The sequence below is a fragment of the Mesorhizobium sp. LSJC285A00 genome (assembly GCF_000503155.1).
Lineage (GTDB): Bacteria > Pseudomonadota > Alphaproteobacteria > Rhizobiales > Rhizobiaceae > Mesorhizobium.
On the sequence record NZ_AYVK01000016.1, the window covers coordinates 63,843 to 85,367 of the forward strand.

Below are 21,525 nucleotides of genomic sequence, written 5' to 3' on the forward strand. Positions count from 1 at the left end.
AGACATCTCCCCCACGAGGGGGGAGATTGGCGGTTCCGGCGCTACGCCCTTCCTTCGACGTTGGAGATTGGCGAAATCGGCAACGAAGCTGATCTCCCCACTCGTGGGGGAGATGGCCGGCAGGCCAGAGGGGGGCGCGAAGGATCGCCAACGTCTGCCCGTGGCGACAGCTCTGCGGCCTCAGCCTCTTCCGTTCACCAAATCCCCAACGATATCGTACTTCCCCGAAATGCGCATCTTGTAGACCTCGTAATTCTCCATCACGCGCTGCACGTAACTTCTTGTTTCGGTGTAGGGAATTCGCTCGATCCAGTCGACGACGGCGTCGATGCCCTTGCCGCGCGGGTCGCCGTACTTGGCTACCCATTGGCTGGCGCGGTTAGGGCCGGCATTGTAGCCGGCGAAGGTCAGCACATAGGAGCCGCCGAAGCGGTCGAGCTGCTCGCCAAGGAAGGCAGCCCCCAGCGTCGCATTGTAACCGGCATCGCTGGTCAGCCGATCCTGGGAAAAGCTCAGTCCTGCCTTCTTCGCCAATTGCTTGGCGGTGCCCGGCATCAGCTGCAGCAGGCCACGCGCGCCGGCACTGGAGACGGCGCCGACATTGAATTCGCTTTCCTGGCGGGCGATCGCATAAGCCAGCGCCTTGCCCGAACCGGAAATGTCGGCGGTGTCGGGAATGACGCCCAGCGGATGCGACAGCGCGCCGACATCGATGCCGCGCGCGCCGGCGATCTTGCCGATCTTCAGCGCCATGAAATGATTGCCCTGCTTTTCCGCCAGCACCGCAAGCAGCGCCAGCTCGCCGGGGCTGGTCAACTGCCCGGCGAGGTCGCGGTAAAGCGTCTCGGCATAGCGGTCGTAGCCCGCCTCCTGCAGCCGCTTGATGGCGCTGACGGCTTCGCGGCCGTCAAAGCTTTGGCGGTCGGCAGTGCTTGGCTCGGGATAGACGATGTTCAGCGTGCGCAAGCCAACCCGTTCCGCCGCCAACTGCCCGTAGAAAGTGGTGCCATAGGCTGCCGCCTTGGTGAAATAATCCTTCGCATTGCCGGGACCGCCGACTTCCGCCGCGCGGCCAAGCCAGTAATAGGCGCGTGACAGCGACATCGGTCCCTGCGCGAGATCGGCGATGCGGGCAAAATGGGTCGAGGCCGTCGCAGGATCGTTGAGGCCGCGCAACGCATACCAGCCGGCGTGGAATTCGGCCTCGGCGGCGCTGGCGGGGCTTTCGGCGGCATGCGCGGCAACGATCTTGTAGGCGGTCTTCCAGTCGCCCTGGTCGACCAGTGCGCGCGACAGCACGCGGCGCTCGACCCACCAGGCATCGGGATCGACCAGCGCGTCGCGGTTCGTTGGCGCTTTCATCATCACCGCGGCGGCGTCCGCAAACTTCCGCTGCTTGCGCAGATATTCGGCTTGCGCGAAGAAATAGCCGGCCGATTGCTGCGCGGCAGGCACCGCTTTCAACAGCTTGGCCGCGTTCTTGTCGCCACGCGAGGCGGCGGCCCAGGCATCGGCCAGCGGTTGCGCGCCGGCAAGTGCTGCGACCCGCAGTGCCGAATTCTCCCGGTCGGCATAAAACATCCGTTCCATGCGGAAACGATGGTCGGCAGCCGGAATGATGGCGCCAAACTCCTTGCTGACGGCCGCCTCGTCCCTGGCTTCCAGCTTCTCGGTGCGCCAGAATGGCGACAGCACGGAAAGCGCAGCCTTAGTGTTGCCAAGAGCTACATAAGAACGGGCAAGGATGACCACGCCTTGAAAGGTCAGCGGCTGGCTGCCGTCAAAGGCTTTCACCACGGTCTGCGGCGAGGGGTTTTCGCGATAAAGCGCGCGCTCGCTGTTCTTGCGCAGAGCGATGGTGCCCGGCCAATTCGGCAACATCTTTGCGGTATCGGCAATCTCGCTGCTCGGCACACGGTCGCCGCCATAGAGCGCGATCGCCCAGGCCAGGATATGGCGGTCCAGCGAACTGGCCGGCAATGTTTCGCGCACCGCTCGTGCCGCGGCGATATCGCCGGTCGCCAACGCGTCGAGACTGCCTTTCAACACGGCGATATTGGCGGAGGGCGCATCGGTCTGCGCTCCATCTTGCATGTCAGGCATCGGGATCGATGAGGTCGTCTGCTCGTCGACGCTCTCGTTTGCCGCCGTTCCCACTATCAGCAGGGCAACGGCGCCAAGCAATATGAAGCGGAGTGGCCGACTGGCCGGCATGATCCTGATCTTTCCCTGTTGCGGCACTTTAGATGGCAAGCCCAGGTGCCCGAGAGCCTAGACTTAGGTCGTGAAGAGCTCGTAAACAAAGGGTTATCGAGGCCGTTCGAATTGCGCTTGCTGGCACCATCGGCATGCTTGCCGCGCAACAGTGTCGAGACTATGGTGCGCGGCTTCGCTTTCGGCTAGAAGGCGCCCGATGCATGTCGCCCAAAAGCGGGAACCGGTTTTGGGACGATGACACGCATAAACAAACAAGTTCCAAGGAGTTGGACGACATGCTGAGAGGCTCGCTTACTGCGCTCGTGACGCCGTTCGAAAAGAGCGGACGTTTCGACGAGAAAGCCTTTCGCGCTTTCGTCGAATGGCAACTTGGCGAGGGCACGACGGGCCTCGTCCCGGTCGGCACCACCGGTGAGTCGCCGACGCTGTCGCATGACGAGCATCGCCATGTCGTCAAGGTCTGCATCGATGTGGCCAAGGGCCGCGCTCCGGTCGTCGCCGGCGCCGGCTCCAACAACACCGCTGAAGCGGTCGGTCTGGTGCAGTATGCCGAGCAGGCGGGCGCCGACGCCGCTCTGGTCGTCACGCCTTATTACAACAAGCCAACACAGCGCGGCTTGTACGAGCATTTCGCTGCCGTCGCCAGTGCGACCAAGCTGCCGATCATCATTTACAACATCCCGCCGCGCTCGGTGATCGACATGATGCCGGAGACGATGGGCAGGCTGGCGCACGACTTCAAGAACATCGTCGGCGTCAAGGATGCCACCGGCAAGGTCGAGCGCGTGTCCGAACAGCGCGCCACCTGCGGCAAGGAGTTCATCCAGCTTTCAGGTGAGGATGCCTCTGCCCTCGGCTTCAACGCTCATGGCGGTGTCGGCTGCATCTCGGTGACGTCGAATGTCGCGCCGCGGCTGTGCGCCGAATTCCAGGAAGCCACACTGTCCGGCGACAGCGCCAAGGCGCTGGAATTGCAGGACCGTCTGCTGCCGCTGCACAAGGCCATCTTCCTCGAGCCCGGCCTGTGCGGCGTCAAATACGCGCTGTCGAAGATTGGCAAGGTCGAGAACGTGGTGCGCTCGCCGCTGGTAACGATCGAGCCATCGACCGCCGAGAAGATCGATGCGGCGATGAAGCACGCCGGCTTGATAAATTAAGGATGAGGCGCCACCTCTCCGCATCATGAACCAGGTCAGAAAAGCCGATCCCAACAACAAGACCGTTGCGGAAAACCGCAAGGCGCGGTTTTCCTATGAGGTGCTCGACACGGTCGAGGCCGGCCTTGTGCTGACCGGCACCGAGGTCAAGTCGCTGCGCCAGGGCCAGGCCAACATCCAGGACAGCTACGCCTCGGTGGAGGGCGGCGAGATCTGGCTGATCAATTCCTATCTGCCGGAATACCTGCAGGCCAACCGCTTCAACCATGAGCCCAGACGGCGCCGCAAGCTGCTGCTCAACAAGCGCGAGATGGCAAAACTTGCGCAGAGCATCGACCGCGAAGGCATGACGCTGGTGCCGCTGAAAATCTACTTCAACGACCAGGGCCGTGCCAAGCTGCTGCTCGCCGTCGGCCGCGGCAAGAAACTGCACGACAAGCGCGAGACAGAAAAGCAGCGCGACTGGTCGCGCGAAAAGGGCCGGCTCATGAAGGAACGCGGCTAGAATCTCAGGCAGCCCCAGAAAAGCCAGACATCGGCTTTCAAGTTTCGAACAGCTGCAACAGCAAAACACGATGGGGAAAGGTTTGAAGAACCGGATCATCCTCTGGGGTGCGGCCAGTCTGGTCTTTGCCGGCCTCGTCGCAGCAGGCGGCTTCTTCTATTTCCGGACCTTCTCGCCCGATCGTGACAGCTATCCGGTCAGGGGTATCGACGTTTCCCATCATCAGGGTGAAATCGACTGGCGCCGCGTTGCCGCCGACGATGTCGCCTTCGCTGTCATCAAGGCGACCGAGGGCGGCGACCATGTCGACGATGCCTTCGCCAAAAACCTGCGCGAGGCGCGCGCGGCCGGACTTGCCGTCGGCGCCTATCACTTCTTCACCTTCTGCCGGCCGGGCGCCGACCAGGCGAAAAATTTCATCGCGGTGGTGCCGCACGACCAGCCGCTGCTGCCGCCGGTCGTCGACATCGAATTCGGCGGCAACTGCCCGCAACGCCCGTCGCCGGAGCAGCTGAGCGCGGAACTCCAGGCCTTCCTCGGACCGGTTGAAGCTGCGTTCGGCAAGCCGGCGATCATCTACCTGACCGACGAGGCTGAGGACGCCTATGCCGGACAGATGGCTGTGCGGCAGCGCTGGCTGCGCTCGCTGGCGTTCAAGCCGAGCGAGGACGGCTGGATTTACTGGCAGTACCACAATATGGGCCGTGTCGACGGGATCGAGGGCGATGTCGATCTCAACGTCCTGCAGGGTGGGCAGCAAACGCTGGCCGAGCTATTTGCTGCGCCCGCATCGCTCTCTTCGCAAAAGCCTCCATCGCCTTGAACGAATCAGCTGGCCTTGAGTTTGGCATCCGCAGTCTTACGCAGGCTTGGGAACAGGCCTGGAATGAGCCGAAAAAGCCATCCCCGCGGCCATGATCAGTACGGCGGCGAACTGGGCGCCGGTCGGCGTCTCGCCGAGCACCGTCATAGCGATCAGCACGGTTGCGATCGGCACGCATGGCATGAACAGCGATGCCGCCTGCGACCCCAGCTGCCGGACGATATAGGTGTACAGGAACATGGCGGCCGCACCTGCCAAAAACCCTTGAATGACGATCTGGCTGGCAATCTCGGCCACTGATGCCGCGCGGAGGCCGCTTGGGGCAAAGAAATAGAGCAACGGCAGCGGCACGCATGACAGCAGCACCACCGTTGCGGTCGCCGCAACCGGATCGACGCGCCAGCGCCGCACGAGAACGGCATAGGTGGCAAACATCGCGCCGGATCCGACGAACAGAAGATCGCCGAAGAGGACATCCTTCATGCCGCCGCCAGTGCGCACGGGTGCAATGAACAGGATCAGCCCGGCGATGATGGCTGCGACGCCGATGGTTCGCTGGCGCGAGGTTTTCTCCCTCGTGGCGATGCGCGACAGCACGAATGAGAAGAACACGATCGAGGCAGGGCAAAGTGCGGCACCATGCGCTGCCGGCGCATAGGTCAGTCCCCAATTGATGATGATAGGGTAGGGCAGTCCGGCCAGTGCCGCCAGCGTCAAGGCACGCCTCCAGCCCAATGCCTTGCCAGTCGCCCGGCCGTTTCTCCAGACGACCAGCAGCATGACCATGCCGGCGCCGGCAAAGCGCAACGTTGCCAAATCGGTCGCGGTCAGATGTTCCCGCAGGCTGAAGCGGGCGGCGACGAACTGCACGGCGTAGATGCCGATCATGGCCAGGCCAGCAAGGATTGCCGGCTTCGTGTTTCGGTCCTCTGTCACGCGCATTCTTGTCCCGCTCGATCCTGCCAGCGGAAGGGTACTTCCTCCAGACGGCTTTCGTTGAAAACGCAGCCTATTGTCGAAAATGGTGCGTCAAAATATGCTGTTTTCGCAATGTGGAAGTGAAAGTCACGCGATATGGGCGCTGCAAACGTGAATCATGAATCCGATCAGCTCGACGCCGTCGATCGCAGCCTGCTTCGGTTGCTGCAGGAGGACGGGCGTCGCACGACGCTTGACCTAGCAGCCCGTGTCGGCCTGTCGCCGACCGGCACCAGCCAGCGCGTGAAGCGCCTTTTCCGTGAGGGTTTCATCACCGCGGTCCGGGCCGTGCTCAATCCGCAAAAGATCGGCCGCGGCACGCTCGTCTTCATCGAAGTCAGGCTCGACCAGGCGGCGCCGCATGTGTTCGACCGTTTCGCCGAAGCGGTAGCAAGGGCCCCCGAAGTGCTGGAGTGCCATATGGTCGTGGGCGGCTTCGACTATCTGGTGAAAGCGCGCATTTCGGAAATGGCCGCCTATCAGGATTTTTTGAAGCGCGTGATCCTGCCGCTGCCGGGTGTCAGGGAAACGCACACCTATGCGTCGATATCGGACGTGAAGCCGGACGCGCTGCTGCCGGTGTGAGGGCCGGACCAACGCAAGCGGTTGCCACGCCTCCGCTTCAAGCGGCCTGGGAAACCTCCGGCGCCAGCGTCACATTCGCATCGCCCCAGACCTTCAGCACGGTGATCACGGGCTCCAGGCTTCGGCCACGAGGCGTCGGGCTGTACTCGACCTTCGGCGGCATCTGCGCATAGACCTTGCGGGCGATGAGCCCAGTCTGGCTCGCTCGGCTATGCGCAGGCGGCAGCACTGCCGACGACGGCGATCACCGCCTTTGAGGCGCTGTTCGACCGCCTCAATGTGAAGAAGCTAGTCATCGGCGCCGCGAACACCATCCTGATCGTCGGCGGCGCCGGCGGCGTCGGGTCGATCGCGGTCCAGCTCGCGCGCCAGCTGACCGATCTGACGATGATCGCCACCGCATCGCGGCCCGAAACCCGCGACTGGGTCGCAAGAGCGTTTCGGTCCACTGGGAGCCGATGTTCACCCGCTCGCTGTATGAAACGCCCGATATGGCCGCGCAGGGCGAACATCTCAACGAACTGGCGCGGCTTGTCGACGCCGGCATCATCCGCACCACGCTGGGCGAAACGTTCGGCACTATCAACGCCGCCAATCTGAAGCGCGCCCATGCGCTGATCGAGACCGGCAAGGCCAAGGGCAAGATCGTGCTGGAGGGGTTCTGAAAGGCGCGGCTATTTTTTCAGGAATTCCGCGATGTCGCTGAATACCCTAACGAACATCGCTTCCGTCAGCACACCGGTGTTGGTGTTATAGCGCGAGCAGTGGTAGCTGGAAAACAGCGTGACGCCGCCGGCCGGCAACTGACCGCCGTGCTTGAACGGATAGGCGGCGACACGCCCGCCCAGTGCCCGGACCGTCGACTGGTGCGCAATCGAACCGAGCGCCAGCACGGCGCGCAATTTTGGAAAGCGTGCAATCGTCGGCACCAGGAAGCTGCGGCAAGTGGCGATCTCGGCGCCGACCGGCTTGTTCTCCGGCGGCACGCAGCGCACCGCATTGGTGATCGCGGTGCCGACCAGCTGCAACCCGTCATCCGGCCGCGCCTTGAACTCGCCGCGGGCAAAGCCGTGCGCGATCATCGTGGAGTAGAGCAGGTCGCCGGCATAATCGCCGGTGAAAGGCCGCCCGGTGCGGTTGGCGCCGCGTAGGCCCGGCGCCAGCCCGACGATCAGCAGCTCGACGGCGTCCTCGCCATCAGGCGGCAGGAAAGTCGGCACCGGCGCATTGAACCACGAGGGCTCGCGCTGCCGCCAGTCTGCAATGAAGTCATGCAGGCGCGGGCAGAGCGGGCAGTCGCGGTCGGGTTCGGGAGCGGCGTCCAAGGCCGCCGCCGTCAATAGTCTTCCTCTTCGACTTCGGCCGGCTCGGGCCTGCGCACCGGCCGTTCGGAGGGATCGCGGCCGACCTCGTTCTTCAGCGAGGTCAAATCGATGAAATGGTCGGCCTGGCGGCGCAGATCGTCCGAGATCATCGGTGGTTGCGAGGCCATGGTGGAGACGATCGAGACCTTGCGGCCGCGCCGCTGCAGCGCTTCGACCAGTGTGCGGAAGTCGCCGTCGCCGGAGAAGATGACATAGTGGTCGACAACATCGGCAAGTTCGAGCGCATCGACGGTCAGTTCGATGTCCATATTGCCCTTGATCTTGCGGCGGCCGGTCGAGTCGGTGAATTCCTTGGCCGGCTTGGTCACCACCTTGAAGCCATTATAGTCGAGCCAATCGATCAGCGGGCGGATCGACGAGTATTCCTGATCCTCGACTAGGGCGGTATAGTAATAGGCGCGCAGCAAGTAGCCGCGCTTCTGAAAGCTGGACAGCAGTTTGCGGTAGTCTATGTCGAAGCCGAGTGCGCGCGACGTGGCGTAAAGATTGGCGCCGTCTATGAAAAGAGCGATTTTTTCACGAGGGTCGAACATGGCAATATTCCTTTTTCGAAATAGGTGGCGGACTAATCGAAATGGGTCGCTTATATCGGTCGGCTCGTAAATAAACCGGCTGACCTTTCGTCAACCGAGATAGCGCCAGTTTTGCGGCAATCCAAGGGTGCCCGGGCTGACTGCAAGCAATTGTGATCGGCGCCGTGTCGTCGCGGGCGGACGGGCTTCATCGACGGGGTATCGAACGGCGCCGGAAACAGGCATCCGCCAGCCCGCGAGGCCGCAGCGGCATAATGCTTGTATTTTGGCGGCGTTCGGGTTATGGACCGCGCCTGTTTTCCATCAAATCCAGGCATGAAAGGGGCAATCAATGGCCCGCGTAACCGTTGAAGACTGCATCGACAAGGTCGACAACCGCTTCGAGCTCGTGCTGCTTGCCGGCCATCGCGCCCGCCAGATCAGCCAGGGCGCGCCGATCACCGTGCCGCGCGACAACGACAAGAACCCGGTCGTGGCGCTGCGCGAGATCGCCGACGAGACGCTGTCGCCCGACGACCTCAAGGAAGATCTGATCCACTCGCTGCAGAAGCATGTCGAGGTCGACGAGCCCGAGGCCGACGGCGAGGCGATCGCCGACCAGACCGGCAACGCAGTTGCAGCTACCGACGCCGACGACGCGGAAGAAAACGTCACCTTCGATCGCATGACCGAGGAAGACCTTTTGGCCGGCATCGAGGGCCTGGTTCCCCCGGAAAAGAGCGACGACTACTAATCGCTGCCCTGGACCTGCCGGGAATATGGTTCCGGCACTTCCGTCCCGTGAGTTTCGTGGCTATCTATGAGATGCGCCGTACATCAGTGCGGCGCATCAATCATTTCAGCACCGTGAGAACCCGCCCATGATGCGTCAGTATGAGCTTGTCGAGCGCGTTGCGCGCTACAAGCCTGACGTCAACGAGGCGCTGCTCAACAAGGCCTATGTCTACGCCATGCAGAAGCATGGCCACCAGAAGCGCGCTTCCGGCGATCCCTATTTCTCGCATCCGCTCGAAGTCGCCGCCATCCTCACCGAAATGCACATGGACGAGGCGACGATCGCTGTCGCCTTGCTGCACGACACGATCGAGGACACCACCGCGACGAGGGCCGAGATCGACGATCTGTTCGGCCCCGAAATGGGCAAGCTGGTCGAAGGCCTGACCAAGCTGAAGAAGCTCGATCTCGTCTCCAAGAAGGCCGAGCAGGCGGAAAACCTGCGCAAGCTGTTGCTGGCCATCTCGGAGGATGTCCGCGTTCTGCTGGTCAAGCTCGCCGACCGTTTGCACAACATGCGCACCCTCGACCACATGCCCGAGGCCAAGCGCCTGCGCATCGCCGAGGAGACGATGGACATCTACGCGCCGCTGGCCGGGCGCATGGGCATGCAAGGCATGCGTGAGGAGCTGGAAGAGATCGCCTTCCGCTTCATCAATCCGGAAGCCTACCGCGCCGTCACCGCGCGGCTTGCCGAGATATTCGAGCGCAACAAGGGCGTGCTGACCGACATCGAAAAGGCGCTGTCGGCGCTGTTCGAGAAGCATGCCATCAACGCCGGCGTGAAGAGCCGGCAGAAGAAGCCTTGGTCGGTGTTCCGCAAAATGGAGGCCAAGGCGCTGTCCTTCGAGCAGCTCTCGGACATCTTCGGCTTCCGCGTCGTCGTCGACAGCGTCGAAGACTGTTACCGCGCGCTCGGCGCCATCCACACCACATGGTCGATGGTGCCTGGCCGCTTCAAGGACTACATCTCGACGCCCAAGCAGAACGACTACCGTTCGATCCACACCACCATTGTCGGCCCCTCGCGTCAGCGCGTCGAACTGCAGATCCGCACCCGCGAGATGAACAAGATCGCCGAATATGGCGTCGCCGCCCATTCGATCTACAAGGACACCGGCGGCAAGACGAACGGCGCCGCCCATGCGATCTCGAAGGAGACCAACGCCTATGCCTGGCTGCGGCGCACCATCGAGCAACTGGCAGAAGGCGACAACCCGGAAGACTTCCTCGAAAATACCAAGCTGGAGCTGTTCCAGGACCAGGTGTTCTGCTTCACGCCGAAAGGCATGCTGATCGCTCTGCCGCGCGGCGCCACCCCCATCGACTTCGCCTATGCCGTGCACACCGACGTCGGCGACACCTGCGTCGGCGCCAAGGTCAACGGCCGCATCATGCCGCTAATGACGGAACTGAAGAACGGCGACGAGGTCGAGATCATCCGCTCCAAGGCGCAAGTGCCGCCGGCGGCGTGGGAGTCGGTGGTGGTCACCGGCAAGGCGCGCTCAGCCATCCGCCGCGCCACCAAGAACGCCATTCGCAAGCAATATTCAGGTCTTGGTGCCCGCATTCTCGAGCGCGCCTTCGAACGCGCCGGCAAGACCTTCACCAAGGAAAGCCTGAAGCCGGTGCTGCACCGGCTGGCGCGCAAGGACATCGAGGATGTGCTGGCCTCGGTCGGGCGCGGCGAACTTGCCTCGACCGACGTCATGAAGGCCGTCTTCCCAGACTACAAGGACGAGCGCGTCACCGTCAGCGCCCCCAAGCAGCGCGAGGAGGGCTGGTCGAAGATCCGCAACGCCGCCGGCATGCTGTTCCAGATGCCCGGCACCCGAGCCGCGCGCAAGGACAAGGACCAGCCGCGCGATGGCGCGGTGCCGATCCGCGGCGTGCGCGGCGACCTGCCGGTGCGTTTCGCGCCGGAAGGGGCCGTGCCAGGCGACCGCATCGTCGGCATTGTCCAGCCGGGCACCGGCATCACCATCTATCCCATCCAGTCGCCGGCGCTGCAGGCCTTCGACGACCAGCCGGAGCGCTGGATCGACGTGCGCTGGGACATTGACGAGCAGACCAAGGAGCGCTTTCCGGCGCGCGTCTCGGTCACCGCCATCAACGCGCCGGGCTCGCTCGCCGACATCGCCCAGGTCGTTGCCTCCAACGACGCCAACATTCATACGCTGTCGATGGTGCGCACCGCGCCCGACTTCACCGAAATGCTGATCGATCTCGAAGTCTGGGATCTGAAGCACCTCAACCGGCTGCTGTCGCAGCTCAAGGATAATTCGAGCGTCAGCGATGCGCGGCGTGTGAATGGGTGAATAGTGAATAGTGAATAGTGAATAGTGAAAGAAGGCGTTCTCACTACCATTCACCATTCACCATTCACCATGGACATGGGGCGAGTTATGAATACCGACGAAGTTCTGGGCATTTTCCGCGAGGCAGGCGCTGTTCTGGAGGGACATTTCATCCTGACGTCGGGTCTGCGCAGCCCGGTCTTCCTGCAGAAGGCGCGCGTCTTCATGCATGCCGACAAGACCGAGCGGCTTTGCAAGGCGCTGGCCGAAAAGATCCGCAAGGCGGTGCCGGGCAAGGTCGACTACGTCGTCGGCCCAGCGATCGGCGGCCTGATCCCGGCCTATGAGACGTCGCGCCATCTCGGTGTGCCAGCAATCTGGGTGGAGCGCGAAGGCGGCGAGTTCAGGCTGCGCCGCTTTGAGATCGCGCCGGGATCGCGCGTCGTCATCGTCGAGGACATCGTCACCACTGGTCTTTCGATCCGCGAAACCATCGACTGCCTGCGCGCGATTGGCGCCGAGGTCGTGGCGGCGGCCTGCATCATCGACCGCTCGGCCGGCAAGACCAATGTCGGCGTGCCGCTGATCGCGCTTGCCGAATATGAGGTGCCGGCCTATCCCGCCGACCGCCTGCCGCCGGAACTTGCCGCCATCCCGGCGATCAAGCCGGGTAGCCGCAACATTTAGGGGACATCACCATGATCGCCGGCATCGATCATTTCGTGCTGACGGTCCGCTCGGTGGAGGACAGCTGCGCCTTCTACCAGCGGGTGCTTGGCCTCAAGCGCCTCGACGAGCCGAACCGGCCGACGGCGTTGCTGTTCGGATCGCAGAAGATCAATCTGCATCAGGCAACGCACACTTTTGAACCGAAAGCCAAGACGCCGATGCCTGGGTCCGGCGATTTCTGCCTGATCGCCGCAAGGCCGCTTGCCGAGATTTGCGCCAGTCTGGAAGCCAACGGCGTTGCCATCGAAGTCGGCCCGGTCGAGCGCACCGGCGCCCGCGGTAAGATGATGTCGGTCTATTTCCGCGATCCGGACAGCAATTTGGTCGAAGTCAGCGAATATCGGGAATAGTCTATCCGCCTCGGCGTCGTCTTCGCGCGGACATTGCCGTCGTCAGGGAGCTTTCATCGATATTGTCCTCAGTTTCGCCCCAATGGCGCTCTTGTTACCCGCCTGCGGCAGACCATCGTTACCCGCCTGCGGCAGACCATCGCGGCGGCGTTTCATTGTTCCGCCGCAAGGCAGTCGCTATATCAAAGTCGTTGTTGCCTTTCTGCGCCCTCGAAGCGCAAGATGGAGCGACCGCGCCCGGCCAGGGATGGTTGCAATTTGGGCGTGATGAACCGGGAACTGGAACAGAGTGCTTTTTCGACGCCGAAAGCCTGATGGCATTCTGGAGCGGGTGCGTACCTATCTGTGGCCGCGCCGCTCGTTTTCGCGCTCGTTGCAATATTTCTCCAAGCGCATCCTGCGGCTGAAGGCGACACCGCATGCGGTCGCGGCCGGCGTCGCGGCCGGCGTTTTCGCCTCCTTCTTTCCGCTCGGCTTCCATTTCGCCGTCGCCGCCGTGCTCTGCTGGGTGGTCGCCGGCAATCTGGTGGCCGCCGCCCTCGGCGCGGTATTCTTCGGCAATCCGCTGACTTTCCCGCTGCTGTGGGGAGCGTCCTGGGAAGTCGGCAAGCTGATCCTGCATGAGCGCCTGCCCAAGAACGGACCGCCTGCGCATCTTGGTGAGATGATGCACACGCTGTCGTTTGCAAAGCTGTGGCACCCGGTGCTCGAGCCGATGCTGATCGGCGCTGTGCCGCTCGGCCTGATCTTCGGGCTGATCTTCTACGGCATTACCCGCTGGGGGATGACAGCCTTTCGCGAGCAGCGCAGGAAGCGCATGGCAGAGCGGGCGCATAAGGCCGGGCACCGCGGACGGGAAGTTCCGGCGGAATGATCATCGGCATCGGCAGCGACCTGATCGACATCAGACGCATCGAAAAGTCGCTGGAACGGCATGGTCAGCGCTTCATCCAGCGCATCTACACCGAGGTCGAACAGGTCCGCTCCGAAGGCCGCAAGGGCCGCGCCGCCTCCTATGCCAAGCGCTTCGCCGCCAAGGAGGCCTGCGCCAAGGCGCTTGGCACCGGCCTGGCGCAGGGCGTGTTCTGGCGCGACATGGGGGTCGCCAACCTGCCCAGCGGCGCGCCGACCATGGCGCTGACCGGGGGAGCGGCGGCACGGCTGGCCAAAATCCTGCCACAGGGGCACAGAGCGGCGATCCACCTCACAATCACCGATGATTTCCCGCTTGCTCAAGCCTTTGTGATCATCGAGGCGTTGCCCGCCGAACAAGCGCCACATTGATTGCATCAGACGACCGCTATCTAACGCCGACTTGACGTTGCCCAGCGCGCGCCGAGACTCTATACCATCCAACGCACAATCGAGGACGACATGAGCGTGGCTGAAAAATCCGAGAAGAAATCCGGCGGGCTTGGCGAAATCGTCAGCGTCATCATCCAGGCTTTGCTGCTGGCCATGGTCATCCGCACCTTGCTGTTCCAGCCCTTCTCGATCCCGTCCGGCTCTATGCGGCCGACCTTGCTCGAAGGCGACTATCTGTTCGTCACCAAATGGTCCTATGGCTTCTCGCGTTATTCGCTGCCATTCGGCCCCGACATCTTTTCCGGCCGCATCTGGGGTTCCGATCCGAAGCGCGGCGACGTGGTGGTCTTCAAGTTCCCGCCGGATCCGTCGCTCGACTACATCAAGCGCGTCGTCGGCCTGCCCGGCGACAAGATCCAGATGAAGGACGGCCAATTGTTCATCAACGGCCAGGGCGTGCCTCGTGTGAAAACCGGCCAGATCCAAAATCCTGATATCACGGAAGTGCCTGAGCCGGTCGACGTCTATCGCGAGACCCTGCCCAACGGCGTCAGCTACGACACGCTCGACCTGACACCGAATTCGATCACCGACAACACCCGCGAGTTCGTCGTGCCCCCCGGCAACTATTTCATGATGGGCGACAACCGCGACAACTCCTCCGACAGCCGCCTCAGCGTCGGCTACGTGCCGGCGGAGAACCTTGTCGGCCGCGCCAACATCGTCTTCTTCTCGATCGCCGGGAAGGCGAGCCCGCTCGAGATCTGGAAATGGCCGTCGCTGGTGCGCCTGTCGCGCCTGTTCCATTTCGTGAATTGATGGCTTTGAAGCGCCCGACGGGTGAAACTCTGGCCGATTTGGTGACAGCCAAAACCGGCCATTCCTTCCGGGATGTCCGTTTGCTCGAGACCGCGCTGACCCATTCCAGTGCGGTCAAGGCAAGCAGCAACAACCAGCGCCTCGAATTCCTTGGCGACCGCGTGCTCGGCCTGATCGTTGCCGACCTGCTTTTCGAAAAGTTTCCTGAAGCGCCGGAAGGTGAAATCGCCCCGCGCTTCAATGCCCTGGTCGATGCGCGGACATGCTCCGAGATTGGCATTGAAATGCAGCTCGAAGATCTGGTTCGGGCCGACGCTGCCTTGAAGGCGCGCTCGCGTGGCTCGGGCGGAAACTATCTGGCGGATGCGGTCGAGGCGCTGATCGCGGCGGTCTATATCGACGGCGGCCTCGATGCCGCAAGGCAATTCGTCCTGCGCTACTGGGAGCCGCGCTCGCAAAAGGTGGTGGCCAAGCCGCCCAATCCGAAATCCGACCTGCAGGAATGGCTCGCCAAGACCAGCGATGTCAGGCCCGAATACGCGATCGAGAAACGCGAGGGACCTGAACATCAACCGGTTTTCACGGTGTCCGTGAAGGTCGGCGGGTTTGCGCCGGCAAGCGGCACGGGCGGCTCTCGCCGCGCAGCCGAAGAAGCGGCGGCATCGGCGTTTCTTATGCGCGAGGGCATCTGGGCCAACCAAGGGAGTGCGGCATGACCGGCAGCGAAGATCTCCCTCCGGCAGCGGAGGCCACGCATTCCGGCTTCGTTGCCCTGATTGGGGCGCCCAATGCCGGCAAGTCGACGCTGGTCAACCAACTGGTCGGCGCCAAGGTGTCGATCGTCACCCACAAGGTGCAGACCACCCGCGCCATCGTGCGCGGCATCGCCACGCATGACAACGCGCAGATCGTCTTTGTCGATACGCCCGGCATCTTCAAGCCGAAGCGCCGGCTCGACACCGCGATGGTGACCACCGCCTGGGGTGGCGCCAAGGACGCCGATATCGTGCTGCTGCTGATCGATGCCGAGCGCGGCATCAGGGGTGACGCCGACGCCATCCTCGAGCGGCTGAAGGACGTCCGCCAGCCGATGGTGCTGATCCTCAACAAGGTCGACCGGGTCAAGCACGAGGCGCTGCTGGCCCTGGCTGCGGCAGCAAACGAAAAGGTGCCGTTCAAGCGCACCTTCATGGTCTCGGCGCTGACCGGCTCCGGCTGCAAGGATTTGCTCGACTATCTCGCGCAAGCTCTGCCGGTCGGCCCCTGGTACTATCCGGAAGACCAGATCTCGGACCTGCCGATGCGCCAGCTGGCCGCCGAGATCACCCGCGAGAAGCTGTATCTGCGGCTGCATCAGGAGTTGCCCTATTCCTCGCATATCGAGACCGAGAAATGGGAAGAGAAACCGGACGGCTCGGTGCGCATCGACCAGACCATCTATGTCGAGCGCGACAGCCAGAAGAAGATCGTGCTCGGCCACAAGGGCGAGACGATCCGTGCCATCGGCCAGTCGGCGCGCATGGAAATAGCTGGCATTCTCGAGCAGAAAGTGCACCTGTTCTTGTTCGTCAAAGTGCGTGAAAACTGGGGCGACGACCCCGAGCGCTACCGCGAGATGGGGCTTGAGTTTCCCCATTGAGCTTCATCGTCTGGAAATGCCGCCCGGCAGTTTGAGACGATGACATGCCTGATCCAAAACCGACCATCCATACCGATCTCGTGCGCCGGTTGATCGCCGCGCAATTTCCGCAATGGCGGCATCTGCCGGTGAGGCCGGTGGCGTTTGGCGGCTGGGACAACCGAACCTTCCACCTCGGCAATGATATGACTGTGCGGCTGCCGAGTGCCGCACCATATGCCTTGCAGGTCGAAAAAGAGCACCGCTGGCTGCCCAGGCTGGCGCCGCTTCTGCCGCTGCCGATCCCGGTTCCACTGGCGATGGGCGAGCCTGGGGAGGACTACCCCTGGCAATGGTCCGTCTACCGCTGGATCGACGGCGAAACAGCCAAGACCGCCGAAATCGCCGATCGCCGACAGTTCGCGGTCGATCTGGCCAAGTTCCTCATTGCGCTCCGGCGGATCGATCCGGCGGGCGGGCCGCCCGCGGGCCAGCACAATTTCTTCCGCGGCGGATCGCTGAGCGTGTATGACAACCAGACAAGGGAAGCACTCCAGGCGCTGGAGGGGCAGATCGACACCCAGGCGGCCACCGCTGTCTGGTATGCGGCCCTTGCCGCCACCTGGCAAGGGTCGCCCGTCTGGTTCCACGGAGACGTCGCTTGGGGCAACCTTCTGGTCCAAAACGGCCGTTTGAGCGCCGTCATCGACTTCGGCACCTCCGGGATCGGCGATCCCTCTTGCGACCTGGCGATCGCCTGGACGTTCTTCCAGGGCGAGAGCCGGGAGGCGTTCCGTGCCGCCATCGACGTCGATGAAGCGACCTGGGCGCGCGGCCGCGGCTGGACGCTGTGGAAAGCGCTGATCACCGTTGCCGGACACGACGCCAACCAGGCCGAGGCGGAACGATCGCGCCGCGTCATCGACGACGTCCTGGCCGATCACCGGGAATTCGCGTGATCAGAGCCTTTCGACGATGTGTGGGGATCCAATGTCAGCACAGATCGCACGCGGCGCGCCAAAACCTTGATTTAGCCAAGCAACCGGTGACAAGCTCCTGCCATGGAATGGCGCGACGAGGGAATCATACTCGGCACCCGCAAGCATGGCGAAACCAGCGCCATTCTCGAGGTAATGACGCGTGCGCATGGCCGCCATCTCGGCCTGGTGCGCGGAGGGCGCTCGCGCAAGCAGCAGCCGGTGCTGCAGCCTGGCAACCGCGTCGACCTTTTGTGGCGGGCACGCCTCGACGAGCATCTCGGCACCTTCCAGGCCGAGGCGATCGAGATGAATGCCGCCCGGTTGATGGACAGCGCAGTCGCCGTCTACGGCCTGCAGACCATGGCCGCGCATCTCAGGCTCCTGCCGGAGCGCGACGCCCATGGCGGCCTGTATGAGACGCTTGCCGTGATGATCGCCCATCTGGACGATTCGGATGCCGCCGGCGAACTGGTGGCGCGCTTCGAACTGCTCATCCTCGACGAACTCGGCTTCGGCCTCGATCTCAGCCAGTGCGCGGCGACCGGCGCCAGGCAGGATCTGGCCTATGTCTCGCCGAAATCCGGCCGCGCGGTTTCGCGCCAGGCCGGCGCGCCATGGCGCGACAAGATGCTGGCGCTGCCGGCCTTCCTGCGGCGCGGCTCCGGCTTGCGGGCGGACCACGCGGCACTCGAGGACGCCTTCCATCTGACCGGTTTCTTTTTCACCCGCCATGTCTACGAGCCGCGCGGCATCGAACAGCCCGATGCCCGTGCCGGCTTCCTCGCCGCCTTGCGCAAGCATCATTCGGGCGGCAAGGCCGCCCTTACGGCAGACGCTGCGCCAGAAGGGGGAGGGAGACTCGGTGGGTGCTGACCTCCGCAAACCGTCCAGGTTCACACCAAAAGCTGCATGCGGGAGCATTCCCTCCCCCTTGTGGGGAGGGTTAGGGTGGGGGTACTCGTAGGGCAAGAGCCTCAGCCGGCTTTGCGATGCTCCATGAAATCATCGAGGATGGCGCGCTGACCGCCGAGGATCTTGAGGCTGGCCTCGGCGAAGGAAAACCAGCCGGCCCTGTCGATTTCGGGAAATTCCCTCGTCACGCCTGACCTGGGCGGCCATTCCATCGTGAACATGTTGCTTTTAACGGCATCGGGATCGAAATCGGCTTCGACACTCCAGGCGATGACGATCTTGCCGCCGGCTTGCCGATAGCTGCCGACAGGTTCGAAATCGCCATCGATGCTGACTCCGAGTTCTTCCCCAGCCTCGCGCCGGGCGGCGGCCAACTCATCTTCATTGTCCTCGACGAGGCCCTTGGGGATCGACCAAGCGCCTTCATCCTTCCTTGCCCAGAACGGGCCGCCGGGATGGACGAGCAGAAATTCGAGAATGCCGGCCCTTGTCCGGTGGATCAGCAGCCCTGCACTTCGTTTCGGCATTCGATTTCCTCGTAGTTCATCCGAGGATAGCATGGCTCCTGGGCAAGTGGCGGCGGCATGCCATTCCTGGCTATCTCAGATGATGGGTGAGGATAAAGACCGTAGGCCGCTGGAATTTGCCGACGAAACATGCTCGATAACTTCTTTTCGGCCACCATTGCGGTGGCGTGACTTGAATAGCCGTCTGGGGTGGCCGTGTGGCCGCCGCAATTGTCAGTGAAAACTGGCCTGGTTTGGGGGAACCGCCATGTTTGAAAGCCTGATTGGCGCCGTCGTCGTTATCGTGCTTTTTGTCCTCGTCTTGCGCCAGCAGGGCCGCGTCAGTCTGATCGAGCGCGAGCTCGGAGCGCTGCGCAGCCTGGTTCTGTCCGGAGTGCATGCGACACCGCCCGTTGCCAAACCGGCCGAGCAGGCTGCAAGCGCACCGGCGGATGCCGCTCACGCTAGCGCACCAGTTGCCGACATAGCTTCGCCAACAACAGCAGACGCGGCACATGCCCAGGCACCGGCCGCCGAAGCCGATGCGGCCACCAGCGAGGCCGTGCCAGAACTGTCGGCCGCGGCCAAGGCGGCATTCACCGGATCCGCGCCTGCCGCCACGTCGAAGGCAGCCCGCCAGTCAGAGGTCGAAACGGCGCTCGGCACCCGTTGGGCGGTCTGGGTCGGCGGCGTCGCGCTGGCCCTGGGCGGCCTGTTCCTGATCCGCTACACCATCGAGGCCGGCATTTTCGGCCCTGAAGTGCGGCTGTCCCTGGCGGCGCTGCTCGGCCTGGTGCTGATCGGCGGCGGCGAGTTCATCCGCCGCACCGGCTTCAAGGTGCCGGTGCAAGGGGCTGCAGGCGCCTATATTCCGGCGATCCTGACGGCTGCCGGCGCCTTCATCCTGTTCGGTACGGTCTATGCCGCGCATGCCATTTACGGTTTCGTCGGGCCGGCCTTCGCCTTCACCGTGCTCGGCGCCATCGGCGTGGCGACCATTGTCGCCGCCCTCGTCCACGGCCAGGCCCTGGCCGGCATCGGTCTCGTCGGCTCGATGGCGACGCCGGCGCTTGTGTCCTCGCAGGCGCCCAACCCATGGGCGCTGTTCGTCTACCTGGCGATCGTGCTTGCCGCTACAGCCGTGATCGCCCGCATTCGCGACTGGAAATTCCTGATTGCGGCGGCCTTCTTCGGCACCGGCGCCTGGACCATCGTCTACATGATGAGCACGCTAGTCGCCGACCTTGCCGTCATCCTGTTCATCGACGCGGTGACGCTGGCGGTGCTTGCCTTTGTCTGGCTGGGCACACGTGACAGCGAAGCGGAGACGGCGAAGACCGGCTTCGACTGGCCCTCGATCGTGCCAGGCGTTTTCGTTGCGTTTTCAGCGCTAGGCCTGTCCGTCGACACGACGCTGGTCGCCGCCGGTGGCGCCTTGCCGGGCGCCTTCGTCCTCGTCGCCCTTGTCGCCACCGCACTCTACCGGCCGCGCGCGCTGCCGCTGCTGCATGCCGCCGGCGTGGTGAGCGTGATGATCCATCTCGGCATCATTCCGCCCACCACCATCGGCTCCGACATAACCCAGGGGAATATCGGCTTTGACGGCATGCCGGTGGCGGCCGGAAATCCGTTGACGCTGCGCATCGGCATTGGCCTCGGCCTGGTCTTCATCGGCGCCGGCTTCTGGGCCGCACGCCGCTTCGCCGCCTCAGCACGGGTCCGCGCGGCATGCTGGGCGGCATGGGGCGTCGCTGCGCCGCTGCTTATTCTGCTGACGCTGTGGCTTGCCTACGGCAATCTCGACCGCGACCTTGTCTACGCAGAGATAGCTGCCCTTCTGGTTGTTGTCTTCGCTGCCGGTGGCGAATGGATCGCGCGCGCCGAACAGCCGCCGCTCAAGGGCGACATCGCCGTCTCCTTCGCGCTTTGCGGCTCGGCTCTGGCCGGCCTGCTGATGCTGCACATGGCCTTCGGATCCGGCTGGACGACCATTCTTGCCGGCGTTGCCGCCATCGTGCCGGCGCTGGCGACGCGGTGGCGCAGCTATCCGGTGCTTGGCTGGATTTCGGTCGGCGCGGTCGTTGCCGTGCTGGGCCGCGTCGCCTTCGATCCGACCATCGTCGGCGCCGAGTTCCTGACCACGACGCGGGTGTTCAACTGGCTGCTGCCGGGATACGGCGTACCGGCGCTAGCCTTCGGCTTTGCCGCCTGGCAACTCGCGCGTACCACCCCCGCACTACCAACAGCTGGTAATGGCCGGCCGCGCCTAGCGATGGAGGCGGGTGCAGCCCTGTTTGCGCTGCTCACCGTCGCCATGCTGGTGCGCCACGCCATGCATGGCGGCGTCATCGACACCGGTCCGGTGACGCTCGCCGAACAGGCGATCTATACGCTGATCGCCATCGGCGCCGGCGCGATACTGGTGGCCATCGACATGCGCTCGCCAAGCTCTGTGCTGCGCTACGGCTCGATGGCTGCCGGCGTGCTCTCGGTCGCCTTCATCGTCCTCCAGCATTTCCTGGTGCTCAATCCGCTGTTCACCGACGAATCGACCGGCCAGATCCCGGTGTTCAACCTCTTGTTCCTGGCTTATCTCCTGCCGGCCATCGCTGTCGGCGGGCTGGCGCTCTATGCCAGGGACAAGCGGCCGCCATGGTATGCGCAGATGCTGGCGGTGGTGGCGGCATTGCTTGTCTTCGCCTACGCCACACTGTCGGTCAGGCGCGTGTTCAAGGGCGAGTTCATCGGCCTGTGGAGCGGCCTCGGCCAGCTCGAGACCTACACCTATTCGGCGCTCTGGCTGGTCATTGGCGTCGTGCTGCTCACCGCCGGCGTCTGGCTGAAGTCGCAGGTGCTGCGCATCGCCTCGGCGGCGCTGATCGCGATTGCCGTGGTAAAAGTCTTCCTGTTCGACATGTCGGAACTGGAAGGCGTGCTCAGGGCGCTGTCCTTCATCGGTCTTGGCGCCGTGCTGATCGGCATCGGCCTGTTCTACCAGCGGCTGCTGACGCGGGCGGCGAGGGAGGCCAACGCTGCAACTTGAAGTGATATA

The 21,525-nt window shown here is 63.6% G+C and carries 21 protein-coding genes and 2 pseudogenes; 17 read left to right on the forward strand and 6 right to left on the reverse strand.

From position 1 onward, the window contains the following. Positions 1-180 precede the first annotated feature (180 nt). Positions 181-2,214 carry a lytic transglycosylase domain-containing protein gene (locus X726_RS153495; protein ID WP_023670224.1) on the reverse strand — a complete coding sequence of 678 codons (2,034 nt, stop codon included), beginning with the start codon at positions 2,212-2,214 and terminating at the stop codon, positions 181-183. Between the two features lie 278 nt (positions 2,215-2,492). On the opposite strand from X726_RS153495, the gene dapA reads away from it, so the two are divergent. From dapA to X726_RS153480, 3 genes are all read left to right on the forward strand, one after another. Beyond that, the gene (gene dapA / locus X726_RS153490; protein WP_023670225.1) at positions 2,493-3,374 is read left to right on the forward strand and encodes a 4-hydroxy-tetrahydrodipicolinate synthase; all 882 of its coding nucleotides are present in this window, start codon (positions 2,493-2,495) and stop codon (positions 3,372-3,374) included. A 25-nt stretch (positions 3,375-3,399) separates the two neighbouring features. After that, on the forward strand, positions 3,400-3,879 hold the full coding sequence (gene smpB, locus X726_RS153485) for an SsrA-binding protein SmpB (RefSeq protein WP_023670226.1): 480 nt from the start codon (positions 3,400-3,402) through the stop codon (positions 3,877-3,879). 70 nt (positions 3,880-3,949) lie between these two features. Next, the gene (locus X726_RS153480) at positions 3,950-4,702 is read left to right on the forward strand and encodes a glycoside hydrolase family 25 protein (protein WP_245260077.1); all 753 of its coding nucleotides are present in this window, start codon (positions 3,950-3,952) and stop codon (positions 4,700-4,702) included. A gap of 36 nt (positions 4,703-4,738) precedes the next feature. On the opposite strand, the gene X726_RS153475 is transcribed toward X726_RS153480, so the two are convergent. Next, positions 4,739-5,638, reverse strand: coding sequence for a DMT family transporter (locus X726_RS153475; protein ID WP_245272114.1), 900 nt, complete (start codon positions 5,636-5,638; stop codon positions 4,739-4,741). A 138-nt stretch (positions 5,639-5,776) separates the two neighbouring features. Here X726_RS153475 and X726_RS153470 point away from each other — a divergent pair, with 138 nt between their 5' ends. Next, positions 5,777-6,265 (forward strand): Lrp/AsnC ligand binding domain-containing protein, encoded by a 489-nt coding sequence (locus X726_RS153470; RefSeq protein ID WP_050588541.1) that lies wholly within the window; start codon positions 5,777-5,779, stop codon positions 6,263-6,265. Positions 6,266-6,302: 37 nt separating this feature from the next. Here X726_RS153470 and X726_RS153465 read toward each other — a convergent pair. Then, positions 6,303-6,458, reverse strand: a pseudogene (locus X726_RS153465) (winged helix-turn-helix transcriptional regulator); the annotation flags it as partial. 8 nt (positions 6,459-6,466) lie between these two features. On the opposite strand from X726_RS153465, the pseudogene X726_RS1000000168970 reads away from it, so the two are divergent. Then, a pseudogene (locus X726_RS1000000168970) lies at positions 6,467-6,930 on the forward strand (zinc-binding dehydrogenase); the annotation flags it as partial. 9 nt (positions 6,931-6,939) lie between these two features. On the opposite strand, the gene X726_RS153460 reads toward X726_RS1000000168970, so the two are convergent. Together X726_RS153460 and X726_RS153455 are read right to left on the reverse strand one after the other, a co-directional pair. Further along, positions 6,940-7,605 (reverse strand): uracil-DNA glycosylase, encoded by a 666-nt coding sequence (locus X726_RS153460; RefSeq protein WP_023670233.1) that lies wholly within the window; start codon positions 7,603-7,605, stop codon positions 6,940-6,942. Next, on the reverse strand, positions 7,602-8,183 hold the full coding sequence (locus tag X726_RS153455; RefSeq protein ID WP_023670234.1) for an NYN domain-containing protein: 582 nt from the start codon (positions 8,181-8,183) through the stop codon (positions 7,602-7,604). The genes X726_RS153460 and X726_RS153455 overlap by 4 nt, the downstream gene beginning before the upstream one ends. 331 nt (positions 8,184-8,514) lie before the next feature. Between X726_RS153455 and rpoZ the strand changes: the two genes are divergently transcribed. From rpoZ to recO, 11 genes are all read left to right on the forward strand, one after another. Then, positions 8,515-8,916 (forward strand): DNA-directed RNA polymerase subunit omega, encoded by a 402-nt coding sequence (gene rpoZ, locus X726_RS153450; RefSeq protein WP_023670235.1) that lies wholly within the window; start codon positions 8,515-8,517, stop codon positions 8,914-8,916. 127 nt (positions 8,917-9,043) lie between these two features. Beyond that, positions 9,044-11,275 carry a bifunctional (p)ppGpp synthetase/guanosine-3',5'-bis(diphosphate) 3'-pyrophosphohydrolase gene (locus tag X726_RS153445; RefSeq protein ID WP_023670236.1) on the forward strand — a complete coding sequence of 744 codons (2,232 nt, stop codon included), beginning with the start codon at positions 9,044-9,046 and terminating at the stop codon, positions 11,273-11,275. 87 nt (positions 11,276-11,362) lie between these two features. Then, on the forward strand, positions 11,363-11,941 hold the full coding sequence (pyrE, locus tag X726_RS153440; protein WP_023670237.1) for an orotate phosphoribosyltransferase: 579 nt from the start codon (positions 11,363-11,365) through the stop codon (positions 11,939-11,941). A gap of 11 nt (positions 11,942-11,952) precedes the next feature. Then, positions 11,953-12,333, forward strand: coding sequence for a VOC family protein (locus tag X726_RS153435; protein WP_023670238.1), 381 nt, complete (start codon positions 11,953-11,955; stop codon positions 12,331-12,333). A 289-nt stretch (positions 12,334-12,622) separates the two neighbouring features. Continuing rightward, a complete protein-coding gene (locus X726_RS153430) occupies positions 12,623-13,207 on the forward strand; it encodes a DUF2062 domain-containing protein (RefSeq protein WP_023670239.1) in 585 nt (194 codons plus the stop codon). After that, positions 13,204-13,617: a holo-ACP synthase gene (acpS, locus tag X726_RS153425; protein ID WP_023670240.1), complete on the forward strand. Its 414-nt coding sequence runs from the start codon at positions 13,204-13,206 to the stop codon at positions 13,615-13,617. The genes X726_RS153430 and acpS overlap by 4 nt, the downstream gene beginning before the upstream one ends. Positions 13,618-13,707: 90 nt before the next feature. Beyond that, positions 13,708-14,457, forward strand: a complete 750-nt coding sequence (gene lepB, locus X726_RS153420; protein WP_023670241.1) for a signal peptidase I — start codon at positions 13,708-13,710, stop codon at positions 14,455-14,457. Next, positions 14,457-15,173 (forward strand): ribonuclease III, encoded by a 717-nt coding sequence (gene rnc, locus X726_RS153415; RefSeq protein WP_023670242.1) that lies wholly within the window; start codon positions 14,457-14,459, stop codon positions 15,171-15,173. Before lepB ends, rnc begins: the two co-directional genes overlap by 1 nt. Next, positions 15,170-16,096 (forward strand): GTPase Era, encoded by a 927-nt coding sequence (gene era, locus X726_RS153410; protein WP_023670243.1) that lies wholly within the window; start codon positions 15,170-15,172, stop codon positions 16,094-16,096. The genes rnc and era overlap by 4 nt, the downstream gene beginning before the upstream one ends. Positions 16,097-16,140: 44 nt before the next feature. Further along, positions 16,141-17,034, forward strand: coding sequence for an aminoglycoside phosphotransferase family protein (locus X726_RS153405; protein WP_023670244.1), 894 nt, complete (start codon positions 16,141-16,143; stop codon positions 17,032-17,034). Positions 17,035-17,136: 102 nt separating this feature from the next. Next, positions 17,137-17,928, forward strand: a complete 792-nt coding sequence (recO, locus tag X726_RS153400; protein WP_023670245.1) for a DNA repair protein RecO — start codon at positions 17,137-17,139, stop codon at positions 17,926-17,928. Between the two features lie 101 nt (positions 17,929-18,029). Here the strand turns inward: recO and X726_RS153395 are convergent, their stop codons facing one another. Further along, positions 18,030-18,494 carry an NUDIX domain-containing protein gene (locus X726_RS153395; RefSeq protein ID WP_023670246.1) on the reverse strand — a complete coding sequence of 155 codons (465 nt, stop codon included), beginning with the start codon at positions 18,492-18,494 and terminating at the stop codon, positions 18,030-18,032. A 247-nt stretch (positions 18,495-18,741) separates the two neighbouring features. On the opposite strand from X726_RS153395, the gene X726_RS153390 reads away from it, so the two are divergent. After that, positions 18,742-21,516: a DUF2339 domain-containing protein gene (locus X726_RS153390; protein WP_023670247.1), complete on the forward strand. Its 2,775-nt coding sequence runs from the start codon at positions 18,742-18,744 to the stop codon at positions 21,514-21,516. The last annotated feature ends 9 nt before the right edge of the window (positions 21,517-21,525 follow it).